The following is a 16,543-nucleotide window of genomic DNA, read 5'->3' as shown; positions in this document are numbered from 1 at the left end:
GCCACCGAGCTCCGAAAGGGCGAGATGAAAGAGCCTGTGCTGGAGATCGAGGCTCATCAGGCCAGGGGCGGTGTTGAAGGCGACCAGCCCGTCATGCAGCTCCTCGCGGCGATAGAGGCCGCGAAAGTCGGTCGTGTTGTGCGTGACGAGCACATAGCCGTCATCGACCGCGCGCCGGGTCACCATATGGTCCTTGGCGCCGGCGAGGCCCAGCCAGCGCACATGGCTCGACTCTGGAAAACCCCGTTCGCGCGCCAGTTTCGCAAGCTCTGGGCTCAGGCATTCGTCGATCAGGAATTTCACGAAACGGCCGGCAGATCGTCGAGACGGATTGTGCGTTTCGATTTCGCCGCCGTGCTGCGCCACGCCGGCTTGACCGGCGGACGGCCACGCCGCGGATAGGCGAGCGCATAGTCGGCCGCGAGCCTGATCCGGTCGAGAGTCAGTTGCGGATAGGCGGCACGGATCGTCTCGGGAGTATCGCCATTGGCGAGCATGTCGGCAACGTCATGAACAAGCACGCGTGTTCCCACAAAGGCCGGCTGACCGCTAAGTACCGCTGGATCGCGCGCCACCATGGCCTTGGCTTTCCTCAGCCGGCCGAGGCCGGTCCTTACCCCGGCGGTGATCGGCTTCAGGTCGACCTTAAGCGGATCGTCCGCGACCACGGGCGCAGCATCATCGGCAATGGCGTGCTCGACGATCCGCCGCCGCGCGGCCGGCGTCAGCGTCTCCGCCGTCAGCCAGGCGAGGCGTAGGCCGACGAGACCCGCTCCGATGATGACGCGGCTGCCGCGGCGTGTCTCGACACGGCCGCGTAGCAATCCGGCATCGATGATGCGATGCACCTGCTTAAGCGGCACCTGCGTTACCGCCGCCGCTTCATTGGCGGTGAGCACTTCGGTACTAAACCCCGGCATGACAATAATCCTTCCACGTTCATGGAAGATATATAGTCACTCTGCCGTCCGCAGTCTAGCGAAGGTTTGCGGCAGGCGGCCGGCGCCGGTGTGAGGCCTGGAGGCAGAGGGGGGAGGGGAGGTTCCTGACGGGCTTGGAGGTTCGGGGAGAGGCCCCGGGCCGCCCGTCATGGAGAACCTGACCATGGCAAAGAACGCCATTCAGAAGATTGCGATGAACGCCGCGGAGAACATTCCCTATGACAAGCTCAGGCTGTCGCAGAAGAATGTCCGGCGCATCAAGGACGGCGTGTCTATCGAGCAGCTCGCCGAGGACATCGGGCGGCGAAAGCTCATCCAGAGCCTGAACGTCCGTCCGATGCTCGACGGCGAGGGCGAGGAGACCGGCACGTTTGAGGTGCCGGCCGGCGGCCGGCGCTATCTCGCGCTCGGTATCCTCATCAAGCAAAAGCGCCTGGCAAAGAACGAGCCGATCCCCTGCATCGTTAACCGCAGGCAGGAGACCTCGGCCGAAGAGGACTCGCTTGCTGAAAACCTGCGGCGCGCCGACCTGCACCCACTCGACCAGTTCCGAGCCTTCAAGACGCTCCGCGATCAGGGCCTCGATCCGGAGGAGATCGGCGCACGCTTCTTCGTATCGCCGGCGACGGTGAGGCAGCGCCTGCGATTGGCATCGGTGTCCCCGATGCTGCTCGACCTCTACGAGAAGGACGAAATCCGGCTCGAACAGATCATGGCGTTTTCGATCTCGGACGATCACGCGCGCCAGGAGCAGGTCTGGGAGCGGATTTCCAGCTCGCACATGCAGGAACCTTATTACATCAGGCGTCTGCTGACGGAGACCACGGTCCGGGCCGATGATCGCCGGGCCGTCTATGTCGGCGCCGAAGCCTATGAAGCAGCTGGCGGCGTCATCCTGCGCGATCTCTTCGAGCAGGACTCCGGTGGCTGGTTCCACGATGCGGCGCTCGTCGAGCAGCTTGTCTTCGACAGGCTGAAGGTGGATGCCGAGGCGATCCGCGCCGAAGGCTGGAAATGGGTCGAGGCGGCGATCAGCTTTCCCTACGGCCATACCTCCGGCATGCGGCGCATCTATGCCGAAGCGCAGGAACTGAGCGCCGAGGAGATCGAACGCTACGACGCGCTGAAGGCCGAATACGACAAGCTGGATGCGGACTATGCCAAGGCCGAGGACGCCGACGAGGCAATCGAGGCGAAGCTCGACCAGCTGGGCGCCGAGCTCGATGCGATCGATGATCGTCCTCAAAGCTACGATCCCGCCCAGAAGGACATTGCCGGTGTGTTCGTTACGCTTGCCGCGAACGGCGAGCTCCAGGTCGACGCCGGTTTCGTGCGGTCCGAGGACGAGCCGCGGACCGAGACCGGCGACGTCGAGGAGGGCGAGGAAGGGGGCGCCGAGGGCCAAACCCGATCCAGTGGCGACGATGGCGAAGGTGTTGTCGTCAACGGCGAGCCGGTGGGTGACGGCTCTGGCGACGACGGCGAGGACGATTGCATCAAGCCGCTGCCCGATCGGCTCGTTTTCGACCTGACCGCGCAGCGGACCCTGGCGCTACGCAACGCGCTCGCCGGTGACGTCGACATCGCCATCGTCGCCGCACTCCATGCCTTCGTCCTGCAGGTCTTCTATCGCTTCGCGCCGGACACGTGCCTGGAGATCAGCCTGAAGAGCGGCAGCTTCAGCCAGGTCGATGGTCTTGCCGAGACATCCTGGGCCAAGGAGATCGCCGAGCGGCACGAAGCCTGGGACCGCGATCTGCCCGATGAAGCGGAAGGCCTGTGGGACTTCCTGCTCGGCCTCGACGAAGCAAGCCGCAAGGCGCTGTTCGCGCACTGCGTCTCGCTGACCCTCAATGCGGTGGTCGAACCCTGGAACAGGCGAGCGAAGGCGCTCCAGCATGCAGACCTGCTTGGACGTTCGCTCCAGTTTGACATGGTCGACGCCGGCTGGACGCCTACCGTTGAGTTCCTCGGGCGGCTCACCAAGGCGCGGATTCTACAGGCTGTCCGCGAAGCTCGTGGCGCAGACTCCGCGCAGCTGATCGACCACATGAAGAAGGACAGCATGGCGTGTGAGGCCGCCCGTCTTCTCGAAAGATCGAACTGGCTGCCCGAGCCGCTGCGCCTTGAGATTGATGAATTGGCTACCGATGCTGGCGACGCGGTCGCCGGCGACAGGTCGGACGAGGCGGCTATCGACGGCGATGCCGCCGAGCTGCCGGCCTTCCTCGCCGACGATGCGGATCCGTCCTCCGATGAGCCGGTGACCATCGACGGCGACGAAGCAGATCACCTCCAGGCCGCCGAATAATCGGCCTCCCGCTCGGCACGGGTCCGGCACCTCCACCGGACTCATTCATTTCCAACTCACTCTCAAGTCCGGGAACGCCAAGGCGCTCCCGGGCGCGTTCGTTTAATTGACATCCGCCTGTTAGGCTGGTAAATAAGATGGTAGTACGCCGAGCAGCAGAAGAGACATTTCCACGCGACAGCCCGTTCACGGCTGAAGAAACTCGCCGTCGAACTTGCCCTGCCGCAGGGAAGCTTAGACCTGCGCTCAAACAAGGCGGGCATAGCCGTTTCCGGTGAAATTACCCTGCACCATGACCGCGCCTACATTCAGGTCGGCCAGTTCGGGCTGTCCTCAGGTCACGGCATCCTGATCAGGACCTGCACGGGGCGCAAGGACTATACCGGCGGGGCCAACCACTTCGTCGCACTCAGCATGCTCGAGGACATTCCGGCGCTCGCGGCGGCCGTCCGCGCCATCACTGGCGTCGGTCGTCAGAATCCGTCCCAATCCCACGCCGCATGACATCCCGCAACAGCCGCCAAAGCCAAGTCAACAGCCTGTCGGCCGGGAGCGACCCCGCCGGAGCCGGTGGGCCGAAGATCGCGGCAAACGCACGCTCATTAACGCCGGAAGGCATGATGCTGTCTTCAAGGTGCTCGATGATCTGTCGGATCTCGAGATCGACGAGTTCCTGTCCAAAGTGCGATTGCGTCAGAGCTGACGAAGGAAGGCGACGATGGGCACCTATAAGAACCGCGCCTCGGCGGCGAAACGTCTCCTCACGGTGACTGACCTTGGCTCAGTGGATGCACCCGCGTACGGCGCATCCTCAAGCTGTTGAGCCAAACATCGACGAGGTCTTCGTGGTCAAGAAAGCCACGCTCCAGGGTCGGACCTCTATCCGCAACACCAGCCTGCATCCCGGTATCCAACATGCGAGTCCGTATGGCCAACTGCCAGGAGGATATAAGCATCCGGCCCTCAGCAAAACTTCAGGTCAGTGCCTACCATGCGGGAGGTACCCGGCATTGCGTAAAGCGCCGATGAACAGGCAGGCCGGGCCGGCGATACTCGTCTTGGCCTGCATCGGTAGCGGAAGGGTGTTCCAGTCCTCCAAGGGAGCGATAAAGCTGGAGAAAGTGCCATTGACCATGCAATGGCTGGTCAACAAGCCTTGCTTGTCCCAGCACCAGAACGCCTGTCTGATCGCTAGGATAGCGGATGGCGGCGACCCGCTGAAGTTCCATGTCGCCATCGATTCGCAAATTGAAAAGCAGTACGCCGTGGCTTCGGTTGGCGATTTCTGAGACTTTTTCCGTGAAAGGTACAGTAAGCGCACGAACGCTTTCGACTGCCATCCCGAAAACAAGCGCGTCCAGCTCATCCGCCGCCATGAGAAGATTAGTTCCCAAGAAAATTTGGATTGCAATCGCTCCAGCCGGATTGTGCACAGTCATCGCGCGCCGCTGGCTAGACGCCTGAGCATCGCGTGTATGGATGCAGCTCTGAAGATCCACCTCTCAGTAGGCATGTTTGCCCCCGCTGATTGAGCCGGTCGCCTAAGCTAAGGCCCATGACACATCGCTTGCTCGTTGCGTCGCTTCTCCGATAAAGCACGGCGAGAGCGACAGATACCTTCGCGTCGGATACTCGCAAAAACGAACAGCGACTTGGCTTGCAAGTCGTCCTCACATCAAGGAACAGACTATGAAGCGCCAGATCCGGCCATTTGTTGTGGAAGTGAAACAGAAGCACGGCAAGCAAAAGTCAAGCCATTCGATCTGGGGTGGTCTCGACCTGTCCAAAATTGTCACGGAAATGACGCAGCCGGCTGACGGTGCTCAGTTGCCAAATTCAGAGGTCATTGACTTCAGTATAAGAGCCATTGATGCTGAAGGAGGGGATAAACCAAAAGCGGAGCATATCATGGCCGATTTTCAGGACGCTCAGACTGTTCAGACGACAGTAGCGCCAGCCAAAGTGGAAGTGCCTGAATCCAAGAAGAAAATTCCGCGAGCAAAGAAAGCGAAGGCAGAGCTCGCAAAGCCGGCCCGGAGGAACGGGGCGAAGCCAGCGCCCCAGGCCGCTGAATCTCCGTTAGCAGTCAAGACCACCCGCAAGACATATTCCGAGAAGGAACGCGCCCAGAAGCTTGACCAGATCGAGAAATCGATCGCTGGCGGCGCGACCAGCAAGATTGCGGTCGGCCAAGCCGGCATATCCGAGCAGACCTACTATTATTGGAAAAGAGCTGCCGCACCTTCTTCAGAAAGTGGTGATCTCCGCGATCTTGTCGCACTCGAAGAAGAAAACAAGCGCCTCAAGAACCTGCTTGCCGACCGTCTGCGCAAGGAAAATGCCGAGCTCAAGAAAAAGCTGGGCCTGGCCTAAGGCATACTGAAGCATCGACGGAAATTCCGCCGACGCTCAGAGCGGTAGCGGCGGCATATCGCCTTCGCCGACACGCCACACCCAGGAGCCGATCTCCGGACGCGTGGCGATCATTTCGTCGAGCGACGCCTCGAACGCTTCGTCCGCACCGGCCGGAACGACAAAGAGCGCTATCGGCTCGTCCCTGTTCTGAAGCAATGCGTTGGCGATCGGCTGGTCGGGTTGCAGGTCAAAGCGCAATCCCTTCACGCTCTTCTCACGAACGCGGGCGAGCCCATCGACGAGCCTTTTCTCCGGGACCGTCTCGTAGGGAATCCAGTTTTCGGACACCACCATCAACGCGACCTCCTCGACAATGGCGAGGCCGGCCGGGTTCAGTCCGAACGTCGCGATCGTCATGAGATGCGAGCTGGAATCCGCTGCCCACAACGACAATTCTTTCTCAAATCGCACCTGCAAGCGGCGATGCAATGCATCTTCGATCATGAAGGGAAAACCGGGCAAATGCCTGATGACGAGTTTCTGACCGGAGCGGGCGGGCACGATCTCCTTCACCTCGCCGACCAGGACGAGCAACTTTCGGGGACCGGATTTCGGCGGGAGCGCCGTGCCGAGAACCGCGTTGCGACGCTGTTCGATGGCTTCCTTGTTCTCGGCGCGAAACGGCTCGGGCACGAACAGGATATCCGCGAGCGGTCCGCCCCTCACCGTCATTTGCCCGGCAGCCTCGAGCAGATGCCAGCGGACATTCCACCAATGTCGCTTGCCGGCCCATCGGGATGTCCAGACCGTCAGTTCGGCCTCGTGCCAGAGATAATGAAGCAGGCCACGCAGCGACATCCCCCTGGGATCGGCGGTTACGCTGGCGGAACTTTGCCCCGCAGGCACGGACGCTGCCCGGCTCCCCGTCTTGGACAGGCTGAAGTCCAATTTGAGGGCCGCCATGCCGCTTTGCGGATCGAGCTTTATCGCGCTGCCCATCAAGGCGCCCAGACCGGACAGTTCGTAAGGTGATTCATAGGAATCACAGGATGGATCATGTCCGCCGCCGCTCAGCGGCATGCGCTTGATCAGGTGAAGGTCGCCGATGCGGGCGATATACATCGGGCAGCCTGGCTCGCGGCACAGGCACAGCGGACGCTCGGTGCGGGCATAGGCGCTCGCCAACGCCGCCTGCAGGTCAGGCGCTGCCCCCTCGTAAACCTCACTGCCAATTCTGAACCGTCGCATCACCTCCGCCGCTCCAGGTCGCCGCCGCATCCCTGTGCGCGCATTCAAGTCATGGCTTTGCGCAGAGCGCAACCCATTTGGTGCATCGGCGCCAGAGGCAGAGGGGAGCCGGGAGGAATGCGGCCCGGCTGGCGCGCAGAGAGTGTCGGCGCGGGCGCCTCTCCCCTCTCGCGAAGGACATCTCCATGAACATCGTTTCGACCACAGCTGCCGCTCCCCTCGACGCGCCGAGGCACGTCCCCATCAACAACGCCCAGGCGATCTATCAGGCGGCAATGCGGCTTCTGCCGTTCCTCGAGCAGGGCAAGTCTGTCACCACTGCGGAACTGCGCACCACCATGACGACAAGTTTTGGCGGCAGCGATGCGCAAGGGTTCTGGGTCTGGAAAGACGCCTATGAGGCGCTCGAAACCGCCCAGGTGCTGTTTCTGCGCCGGTTCGGAGCAGCGATCCTGTCCCGGTCCACCACGCCGCAGGCGACGCTGGCGATGATGAAGCGCATCGCCGAACTTCTTCCCACTCATACGCGACGGTCCGACGAGAGCCAGGCCATGCAGCAGCTCTCCACGCCCTTGCCGCTGGCCTTCGTCACGGCGCACGCCGCGGCGATCTCATCTTGCGACCTCGTTCTCGAACCCTCGGCCGGCACCGGTCTGCTCGCCGTCCATGCCGAGATGGCGCGCGCCTCGATCGCTCTCAACGAGCTTTCAGCGACACGCGCCGATCTCCTCGGCCTTCTGTTCCCGCGCGTTCCCGTCTCGCGGCACGACGCCGCCCATATCGACGATCATCTCGACGCGGCCATGGAGCCGTCCGTCGTGCTGATGAATCCACCCTTCAGCGTCGGCGCATATGTCGACGGCCATGTCGCCGATGCCGCATGGCGGCACCTCTCTTCCGCATTCGCACGCCTGCTTCCGGGCGGACGCCTCGTTGCCGTCACCGGCTCCGGGCTGTCTCCCGAAAACTCCAAATGGCGGCCGGCCTTCGAACGGTTGCAGCAGCAGGGCACCACCGTCTTCACCGCAGCGATCGACGGCCGTGTCTACGCCCGCCATGGGACGACGGCTGAGACCCGCTTGACCATCATCGACAAAGTTCCTGCTAACGACCCAACCAGCTTCTCCGGCTCGCCGGGCAAGGCCACGGATGTCGAAACGCTGCTCTCCTGGATCACGGATCTGCCGCCCCGGACACCGGGCGGCTTTCCGAACTCGACCGGTACATTGTCCAACGGCATCGTGCGCAATGCCGCCATGCACATTGCCCAATCGGGAGCGAGAGCCGCACCCCTCGGTGCCTCAACGGCTGCTCCGAAGGCCATCCAATCGGTCCGCCCGACTGCGCGGGCGAAGCCCGCCCGCCAGGTCATGGCAAACAGCACGCCGGCTGTCCCCCTCGCCTATGAGCTGCGCGACTGGATGCCGGAGGAGGGCGGCCGGCTCACCGACACGATCTACGAACCCTATGCGCTCCAGTCGATTGACATTCCCCGCGCGAAACCGCATCCGACGTCGCTCGTGCAGTCGGCCGCAATGGCCGCCGTCGCGCCGCCAAAGCCTTCCTATCGGCCGCTTCTTCCTGATGCGATCATCGACGAGGGCCTGCTGTCAGACGCCCAACTCGAAAGCGTCATCTATGCCGGCGAAGCCCATTGCGGCCATCTCACCGGCGCCTGGACTGTTGACGAGACCTGCGATGTCGTCTCCGCCGCGCCAGAAGGTGCTGAGAACGCGGTCCGCTTCCGCCGCGGATGGTTTTTGGGTGACGGAACCGGCTGCGGCAAGGGACGGCAGGTCGCCGGCATCATCCTCGACAATTGGCTACAGGGCCGCCGCCGTGCGATCTGGATTTCCAAGTCGGACAAATTGCTGGAAGACGCCCAGCGCGATTGGGCAGCACTCGGCCAGGAAAAACTTCTCGTGCAGCCACTCTCGCGCTATCGGCAGGGCACGCCGATCCGCCTTGCCGAGGGCATCCTGTTCACGACCTACGCGACCCTGCGCTCGCAAGAGCGGGAGGGCAAGAAATCCCGGATCGCCCAGATACTCGACTGGGTCGGCCAAGAGGCCAGGAGGGACGAAGGCCCGACGGGGAACAGAGGAAACTTGGCGGGGAGGCCCGAAAGCCAGACAGGGATTAAAGAAAGCCAGACAGGGATTGGAAAAAACCCGTCGGGGGCGAAAAAATCTTTCGATGGCGTCATCGTCTTTGACGAGGCCCACGCCATGGCTAACGCCGCTGGCGGCAAAAGTGAGCGTGGCGACGTCGCGCCCTCGCAACAGGGCAGGGCGGGACTGCGGCTGCAGCACGCGCTGCCCGATGCCCGCATTGTCTACGTCTCCGCGACCGGTGCGACCGCCGTCGAGAACCTCGCCTATGCGCAACGTCTCGGCATCTGGGGCAGCGAGGATTTTCCATTCGCCAACCGTGCCGAATTCGTCGCCGCGATCGAGGACGGCGGTGTCGCGGCGATGGAAGTGCTCGCCCGCGATCTCAAGTCGCTCGGCCTCTATACAGCGCGTTCGCTTTCCTATGACGGTGTCGAATACGACCTGCTCGAGCACGCGCTGACCGAGGAGCAGATCCGCATCTACAACGCCTATGCCGACGCCTTCCAGGTCATTCACAACAACCTGACCGCCGCACTCGAGGCGACCAACATCACCAGCGAGTCCGGCACGCTGAACCGCAACGCAAAATCGGCGGCGCGCTCGGCCTTTGAAAGTACCAAGCAACGTTTTTTCTCGCATTTGATCACCTCGATGATGACGCCGACTCTGATCGGCGCGATTGAGCAGGATCGGCTCGAAGGTCATTCGGCAGTCGTGCAGATCGTTTCGACCGGCGAGGCGCTGATGGAACGACGCCTTGCCGAGATCCCGACCGAGGAATGGTCGGACCTGCATGTCGACGTCACGCCGCGGGAGTATGTCGGCGGGTACTTGATGCATTCCTTCCCCATCCAGCTGTTCGAGGAATACTCGGACGCCGAAGGCAATGTGTATTCGCGGCCTGTGCACGACGAAGATGGCAACCCGGTCCAGTGCCGCGAGGCAGTTCGGCGGCGCGACGAGATGGTCGAGCGGCTTGCGTCGTTGCCGCCGGTCGGCAGTGCCCTTGACCAGATCATCCATCACTTTGGCACCGACACGGTTGCCGAGGTGACCGGCCGCTCGCGCCGCATCGTCAAGAAATCCGGCCGCGACCGTATCGACCGGCTGGCCGTGGAAAACCGCCCCGGCTCGGCCAATCTGGCCGAGACCCAGAGTTTCATGGATGACGACAAGCGCGTTCTGGTCTTCTCCGACGCCGGCGGCACTGGCCGCTCCTACCACGCTGATCTCGGTGTCAGGAACCAGAGGCTGCGCAAGCACTATCTGCTCGAGGCCGGCTGGCGCGCCGACAACGCCATCCAGGGTCTCGGTCGGACCCATCGCACAAATCAGAAGCAACCGCCGCTGTTCCGGCCCATGGCCGCCAATGTAAAGGCCGGCAAGCGCTTCCTGTCGACGATCGCACGCCGGCTCGACACGCTGGGCGCGATCACGCGCGGTCAGCGCCAGACCGGCGGGGCAGGGCTGTTCCGTGCCGAAGACAATCTCGAAAGCGCCTACGCCCGAGCGGCGCTGCGGCAGTTCTATCATCTGCTGCACCAGGGCAAGATCGAGGGCTGCTCGCTCACGACCTTCGAGACGGTGACCGGGCTGTCGCTGACGAGTGACGACGGCGGATTGCGGGACGAGCTGCCGCCAATCACGACCTGGCTCAATCGCCTGCTGGCGTTGCGCATCGAAACCCAGAACCTGCTGTTCGAGGTGTTCGAGCAACTGATGGCAGCAAAGATCGAAGGCGCCATCGCCGCCGGCAATTATGACAAGGGTCTGGAGACGATCACGGCGGAGAGCATCGTCGTCACTGATCGTAGGACCGTCTATACCCATCCGGTCTCCGGCGCCCAGTCGCACGTGCTCACCGTCGCGCGCAAGGACCGCATCCGGCCGCTCGGGCTGGTCGACGCGCTGGCCATCGTCCGGGCGGAGCCCCAATCGGTTCTGCTGGTGAACGCCCGGTCCAGCCGTGCGGCGATCCGGCTGCCGACGGCGAGCTTGATGCTCGACGACGGCACGATAGAACACCGCGTGCGGCTGCTGCGGCCGACCGACGAGCTGCGCTTCGGTCTCGACGCCCTTGCCGAAACCCACTGGCAGCCGACCGACCGAAACCTGTTCCGCGAGCTTTGGCAGGCAGAAATCGACGCCGTCCCGGAGTTCACCACCAGCACTTTCCACATCGTGACGGGTCTGCTGTTGCCGATCTGGCGGCGGTTGCCAGACCATGATTGTCAGGTCTACCGGATCCAGACCGATGCCGGCGAACGCATCATCGGGCGTCACATCGCCCCGACGCTTGTCGCCACCATGTTCCGCAATCTGGGGCTCGACGATGTACCCAAGCTCGCGCCGGAAGATGCCTGGACCGGGCTTGTCGACGGACGGATCGGACTGCAACTCGCCGATGGCCTGATTCTGCGCCGCGGCCGCGTCATGAACGACTACCGTGTCGAATTGATCGGCTTCACCGACGCCATGGTTCCGCGGCTGAAGGCGCTGGGGCTGATCTCCGAGATCATCTCCTGGAAGCTCCGGCTGTTCATCCCAACGTCCGCGCAAGGGTCTGCCATCCTCGCCGCGCTCCTCGACCGCCATACGCTGGTTGGCGTCACCGACCGCACCTCGGCGGCTTGAGGGAGCTGATGATGACCGGCTCGGCCTCAGAGCTGGCACGCCGCCTTGGCGATCATGCCGAGGCGGTGTGCCGCGAATATCTCTCCAACGGCCATCGCTCCGGCAATTACTGGATGGTCGGCGATGTCCGCAACACGCGCGGCCGTTCCATGCATGTGCGGCTGAAAGCCAACGCGAAAGGCCCGGCGGGTAGGTGGGTCGACGAGGCGACGTCTGAGTTTGGCGATCTGCTCGATGTCATCCGAGAAAGCTGCGGTCTTGTTGATTTCCGTGACGTCGCGGATGAAGCGCGTCGCTTCCTCTCCGTGCCGCTGCCACCGCCCCACGCTCCTGGCGCGCAACGCCAGCCTGCCGCGGCACCCGGCTCGCCTGACGCGGCGCGTCGCCTGTTCGCCATGTCGCAGCCGATCGCCGGCACGTTGGCCGAACGATACCTCGCCGGCCGCGGCATCCTGCTTTCCGCGCATGAGCGTGCCGTGCGCTTCCATCCCGGCTGCTACTGCAGGGATCTCGTGACGGGCGAGACGCAGACCCTGCCTGCGCTCATTGCCGCTGTCACCAGCCTCGACGGGCGTATCACCGGCCTACAACGCACCTGGCTTGATCCTTCGGGTCAGGGCAAGGCGCAACTCGCGGATCCACGCCGTTCGCTGGGGAATCTCCTTGGCAACGGCATCTGGCTTGGCCACCAGCCCGGTGCGCCCGTCTCGGTCATGGCCGCCGGCGAGGGGTTCGAGACGATGGCGTCGCTTAAGGTGGTGATGCCGGCGCTGCCGGTTGCCGCCGCCACTTCGGCCAATCACCTCGCCGGCCTGACCTTCCCGCTTGGCTGCCGTCGCCTCTATATCGCGGCCGATGCCGATGCCGCCGGCCGGCACGGCATCGAGCGTCTCAGCCAGCGAGCCGGCCAAGCCGGGATCCTCGCCCTGGTGTTGCGGCCGCAGCTCGGCGATTTCAACGACGACCTGCGTCATCTCGGCCCGGCCCATCTCGCAGCATGGCTCAGTGACCAGCTCGTCCCGGAGGATGCCCGTCTCTTCCTGCCGCCCGGATGAATGGGTCGGGCCGGCACGCGGGCCGGCGCGGCGTCGCCGGACAGCCTGCAGACATGGCGGCGGTCCACCGGAGAAGCCGCGCCCGCGGCCTGCCTGAGAGGCGACCCCTGCCACCCCCCGGTCACGGCCGCAACGGCTGCGCCGTCCTCCGCTCGCGCTCCGGCCTTCGGTGCGGCCGCGCCCGGCGCGCGGCCGGGATGCGCTGTCAGGCCGCGATAGGCGCGGCCATAACCGACGGAGACACGCCATGACCTACGAGCTTCCTCTCGACGACGCCTACGAGCCCTACCACGCCTCCTCGCCGACCGACCGCGTCATCCTCGAACTGCAGATGTACGGCCATCGCCCGCATCAGGACGAACCTGATCCTCGGCCACTTCCCGACGACGAAGTGATCCGGGCCGGCCTCGCCGGGATCGTCGAGACCTTCGCCGGCTTGCTTGGCGACACCAGGCTCGAACCCGATCTCGACGACCTGCTCTGGTCCTTCGCAAACGTCTTCCACCGTGCCGCCGAGCGCGTCGCCCGCAGCCTCGACCGCAACGAGGAGGCGCAGCGCTCGAGCCAGCAGGAGCAGGACGGATCGGAGGTAAAGTCCGTCGAGCTGGAGCGGCTGACCGCGGAAGGCATCAGCTATATCGAGCGCCGCAATGTGCTCGAAATCATGCGCGATGAGACCGCCGACCTATACGAGGCGCAGACCGGATCGGCATGGCGGCCGCGCACCGGCTCCAAGGTCAGCCACCAGGCGATGACAGCGGCGGTGATCGACTCCAGAGATTTCCTCGCCGCCCGCCGCCACGCCGAAACCGAGGTGCTCGTCCCGGCCGGCACCAAGATCGCCTTCGCCGGCGGCCTCGACTGCAACGATCACGACCGGATCTGGGAGGCGCTCGACAAGGCCCGCGACAAGCATCCCGACATGGTTCTGCTCCACGGCGGCAGCCCGCGCGGCGCTGAGCGTATTGCCGCCTGCTGGGCCGAGAACCGCAAGGTCACCCAGATCGCCTTCAAGCCGGATTGGACCCGGCACGCCAAGGCGGCTCCGTTCCGCCGCAACGACCAGCTTCTCTCGGTGGTGCCTTACGGCCTGATCGTATTTCCCGGCTCCGGCATTACCGAGAACCTTGCCGACAAGGCGCGTCGGCTAGGCATCCCCGTCTGGCGGTTCGCGGAAGGCGGCGCGTGAGCGCCGTTTTCTTGCAAATCCAGACAATCCAGATAATATGGAGATCGATAAGGAGGCCAGCATGCGCCAGTTCACGACCGGAGATCTCAACAAGCAGGTTGGCGACGTCACCGACGTTGCCAGCCGCGAACCCGTTATTCTCACCAAGCACCGGAAACCCCGGTTCGTGCTGATGAGCTACGAGCACTACGAACGGATGCGCATCGGCGGCGATCCCCGCCGCGCATACCATGTCTCCGAGATGCCGGAGGAACATACGGAACTCTTCGCCGCCGAGATCGATCGATTGGCGCGCGGGGAAGGATACGATGATGATCGGTAGATTTCTGCCTGGTCAGGTGATCTCCTACCCGTATCTTTGGGCATGGCAACACGAGCGCGGCGAAACGGAAGGCCGCAAGAGCCGGCCGACCTGCGTGGTCATCGCTGTCCGCGGCGCAAGAGATGGCCTGACCCATCTCGCGCTCCTGGCGATAACCACCCAGCCACCGACCAGCGATCGGGTCGGTTTGGAAGTCTCCGCTATCGAGTGCCGCCGCGCCGGTCTGACCGATCTCAAACGCTGCTGGATCGTGGTTGACGAATACAACTACGATATTGCCGAACGCTCCTGGTACATCGAATCCGACGGTAAGCCCCTCGGTCGTTTCAGCAAGGCGTTCATGATGAAGATCGCAGGCGCCTTTATCGAAGCGCGCAGCGAGGGCCGCCGCGTCAGCCGTCTGGATTGACGTTCTCTTTTCGCGGCCATGCGCTCGATCCAGGACGTGAGCCTCTGGCTGGCCGACAAAGACCACTAGCTCCAAGCGCGAAGCGCCACTAGCCAGATGCGCGTAGCGCCTCCGGCAGCGGCAGGGTCCGGGCGCGCCGGCCTACGGCCGGCCGGGCTCTAGTCGCGGCGCCTCGCCGCTCCCCGAGCCGGCTTTCGCCGTCTCGGCCTTCGGGTGACGATCCCTCTCGCAGGGGCGAGGGAGAGGGCGGCCGGCGCGGGGCGGGGGGCGCTAGAGAGAAGGGAAAGTCACGATGTCGATGATATTCATAGGTGGATCACGCGAGATATTCGAGCTGCCGGAACCTGCCATCGCTCGCATCGGCGCGATCGTCGCTGCAGAGCACGGCGTGCTGATTGGCGACGCGTCTGGGGCCGATGCCGAGGCGCAGGGCCTGCTCGCTGGCTACGGCTACGAACATGTCGGGGTCTTCCATGCGGGCAAGGAACCTCGCAACAATCTGGGCGACTGGGCTGCCTACCATGTCCCGTCTCCTGAAGGCGCTCACGGGTATTGGTTCCACGCTGCCAAAGACCGGGAGATGGCGCGGCGCGCCGACTTTGGCATGATGATCTGGGATGGCGCATCACCCGGGACGGCCGTCAACGTGCTTCGGCTCGCCATCGCGAAGAAGCCGTGCGTCATTTACGATCTGGCCAGGGGCAGCATGGCGACGACGTACAATGTGGAAGACTGGTGCGCCATGCTCCGCCATGTCGGTCCGGACATTCGCCGCCAAGCCGAAGCCCGCATGACGCCGGACGAGCGTCGGGCGTTGCCAAGATGATGTACGGGCGGTCCCCCTGACAGCCCGGCGGGTTCAATCAGATATGTTGATCCGGCTCCTCGCCGCCTAATCCACTTGTATGTGCGGACGGAGCCGGCCCCTTTCGAAACCGGTCCACGCGCAGAGCCGCGGGGCGTTGTGCGGATGATCATCTTGACGCTTCTCGCCTTTGAAGCGGGTGCAGGCGTGCCGAACAACATGCTGGCTTGCCGGATCATCCAACCTGACTGCGCGGTATCATCCCCCGAGGGGCGTGAAGGCCGCTGCCAGCCGGCCCCGATCTCGAAACCGCTCTGCCGCAATACCGAACATGCCAAGCGGTTCACGCGCCGGGCTGCTGTTCGATGGGTTGGCGATGTCGACGACATGACCCGAGAGGCTGGAGCATGTTCCAGCGATCCGGCAGCGTAGAGTCGGCCAAGCGATGGCGGCCTGAGTTCTTCTCCTTCGCTCGCATCCGGGGCCATTCCCGTTTCATGTCGCCTTTGTAGACGACCGCCTGCTTTGTGCGGTCAACCCCCGTTGGGGGTACACTCGGCGAAAATTCTGGAAAATTCGATTTCTGTTTTTGTCCGCGGACAGGCGAAGGGCCTGCCCGCTATTTTTCGGCAAATAGAATTTTCCAGAATTTTCGCCGAGATGACCGCAGCAGGACGGCCCTCTCCTTTGGCGCCATCGGGAATGGTCCCGATGCAACCGAAGGAGAACTACCATGGCCACCACGATCGCAAACCTCACCACCAAGTCCGACGGCTCGATGGAAGGCGTCTTTGCCACGCTCCGGGTCAATGCCCCGATCACCCTCATCCCGAACACCAACAAGTCGCGCGAGGACGCGCCGGACTACCGGATCGTCAACAAGCGCACGGGCTTCGAGATCGGAGCCGGCTGGCACCGCACCTCCCAACGTTCGGGCGAGGAGTACCTCTCGGTCAAGCTGGAAGCCCCCGAGATCGGCGTGATCTTCGGCAATCTCGCTCCCGCCCCGGGTGGCGAGGAAAACAAGAAGGTCATCCTCTGGAACAACCCCCAGTGACATCGGCGGGGGGGGGGGGGCGGGGGGGGGGGCCCCCCCGACGGCGCTTTCCCTGATGGATGGCATGGTCAATATCCAAGCGATGATGATCTCTTACGTCAAT

The 16,543-nt window shown here is 63.8% G+C and carries 14 protein-coding genes; 10 read left to right on the top strand and 4 right to left on the bottom strand.

From position 1 onward, the window contains the following. Positions 1-303: DUF5615 family PIN-like protein (locus NKJ08_RS35385; protein WP_352785814.1), on the bottom strand; the 303-nt coding region annotated here is incomplete at its 3' end. After that, the gene (locus NKJ08_RS35380) at positions 300-920 is read right to left on the bottom strand and encodes a DUF433 domain-containing protein (RefSeq protein ID WP_352509837.1); all 621 of its coding nucleotides are present in this window, start codon (positions 918-920) and stop codon (positions 300-302) included. The genes NKJ08_RS35380 and NKJ08_RS35385, both read right to left, overlap by 4 nt. 184 nt (positions 921-1,104) lie before the next feature. Here NKJ08_RS35380 and NKJ08_RS35375 point away from each other — a divergent pair, with 184 nt between their 5' ends. Then, positions 1,105-3,252, top strand: coding sequence for a ParB/RepB/Spo0J family partition protein (locus NKJ08_RS35375; RefSeq protein ID WP_352785811.1), 2,148 nt, complete (start codon positions 1,105-1,107; stop codon positions 3,250-3,252). Between the two features lie 986 nt (positions 3,253-4,238). Here the strand turns inward: NKJ08_RS35375 and NKJ08_RS35370 are convergent. Then, positions 4,239-4,691 carry a hypothetical protein gene (locus tag NKJ08_RS35370; RefSeq protein WP_352509833.1) on the bottom strand — a complete coding sequence of 151 codons (453 nt, stop codon included), beginning with the start codon at positions 4,689-4,691 and terminating at the stop codon, positions 4,239-4,241. 250 nt (positions 4,692-4,941) lie between these two features. On the opposite strand from NKJ08_RS35370, the gene NKJ08_RS35365 reads away from it, so the two are divergent. Beyond that, positions 4,942-5,625 (top strand): transposase, encoded by a 684-nt coding sequence (locus NKJ08_RS35365; RefSeq protein ID WP_352509832.1) that lies wholly within the window; start codon positions 4,942-4,944, stop codon positions 5,623-5,625. Positions 5,626-5,661: 36 nt separating this feature from the next. On the opposite strand, the gene NKJ08_RS35360 is transcribed toward NKJ08_RS35365, so the two are convergent. Beyond that, positions 5,662-6,855 carry a DUF1173 domain-containing protein gene (locus NKJ08_RS35360; RefSeq protein ID WP_352785807.1) on the bottom strand — a complete coding sequence of 398 codons (1,194 nt, stop codon included), beginning with the start codon at positions 6,853-6,855 and terminating at the stop codon, positions 5,662-5,664. A 185-nt stretch (positions 6,856-7,040) separates the two neighbouring features. Between NKJ08_RS35360 and NKJ08_RS35355 the strand changes: the two genes are divergently transcribed. The 8 genes from NKJ08_RS35355 (at position 7,041) to NKJ08_RS35320 (ending at position 16,440) form a co-directional block, all read left to right on the top strand. Continuing rightward, positions 7,041-11,603, top strand: coding sequence for a strawberry notch-like NTP hydrolase domain-containing protein (locus NKJ08_RS35355; protein WP_352785804.1), 4,563 nt, complete (start codon positions 7,041-7,043; stop codon positions 11,601-11,603). Positions 11,604-11,614: 11 nt separating this feature from the next. Beyond that, the gene (locus tag NKJ08_RS35350) at positions 11,615-12,658 is read left to right on the top strand and encodes a DUF7146 domain-containing protein (protein WP_352785801.1); all 1,044 of its coding nucleotides are present in this window, start codon (positions 11,615-11,617) and stop codon (positions 12,656-12,658) included. 247 nt (positions 12,659-12,905) lie between these two features. After that, positions 12,906-13,847, top strand: a complete 942-nt coding sequence (locus NKJ08_RS35345; RefSeq protein WP_352785798.1) for a DUF2493 domain-containing protein — start codon at positions 12,906-12,908, stop codon at positions 13,845-13,847. A 61-nt stretch (positions 13,848-13,908) separates the two neighbouring features. After that, positions 13,909-14,169, top strand: coding sequence for a type II toxin-antitoxin system prevent-host-death family antitoxin (locus tag NKJ08_RS35340; protein WP_352785795.1), 261 nt, complete (start codon positions 13,909-13,911; stop codon positions 14,167-14,169). Further along, the gene (locus NKJ08_RS35335; RefSeq protein ID WP_352785817.1) at positions 14,159-14,578 is read left to right on the top strand and encodes a hypothetical protein; all 420 of its coding nucleotides are present in this window, start codon (positions 14,159-14,161) and stop codon (positions 14,576-14,578) included. The genes NKJ08_RS35340 and NKJ08_RS35335 overlap by 11 nt, the downstream gene beginning before the upstream one ends. Positions 14,579-14,870: 292 nt before the next feature. Next, positions 14,871-15,404: a hypothetical protein gene (locus NKJ08_RS35330; RefSeq protein ID WP_352785792.1), complete on the top strand. Its 534-nt coding sequence runs from the start codon at positions 14,871-14,873 to the stop codon at positions 15,402-15,404. A 144-nt stretch (positions 15,405-15,548) separates the two neighbouring features. Further along, entirely contained in the window at positions 15,549-15,815 is a 267-nt protein-coding gene (locus tag NKJ08_RS35325; protein WP_352785790.1) for a hypothetical protein, read from the top strand. Positions 15,816-16,116: 301 nt separating this feature from the next. Further along, positions 16,117-16,440, top strand: a complete 324-nt coding sequence (locus NKJ08_RS35320) for a DUF736 domain-containing protein (protein ID WP_352693587.1) — start codon at positions 16,117-16,119, stop codon at positions 16,438-16,440. The last annotated feature ends 103 nt before the right edge of the window (positions 16,441-16,543 follow it).

This window comes from Mesorhizobium sp. M0244 (genome assembly GCF_040321795.1).
GTDB lineage: Bacteria > Pseudomonadota > Alphaproteobacteria > Rhizobiales > Rhizobiaceae > Mesorhizobium.
Note: the sequence above shows the minus strand (reverse complement) of the source record. Positions and strands in the feature narration are given on the sequence as shown.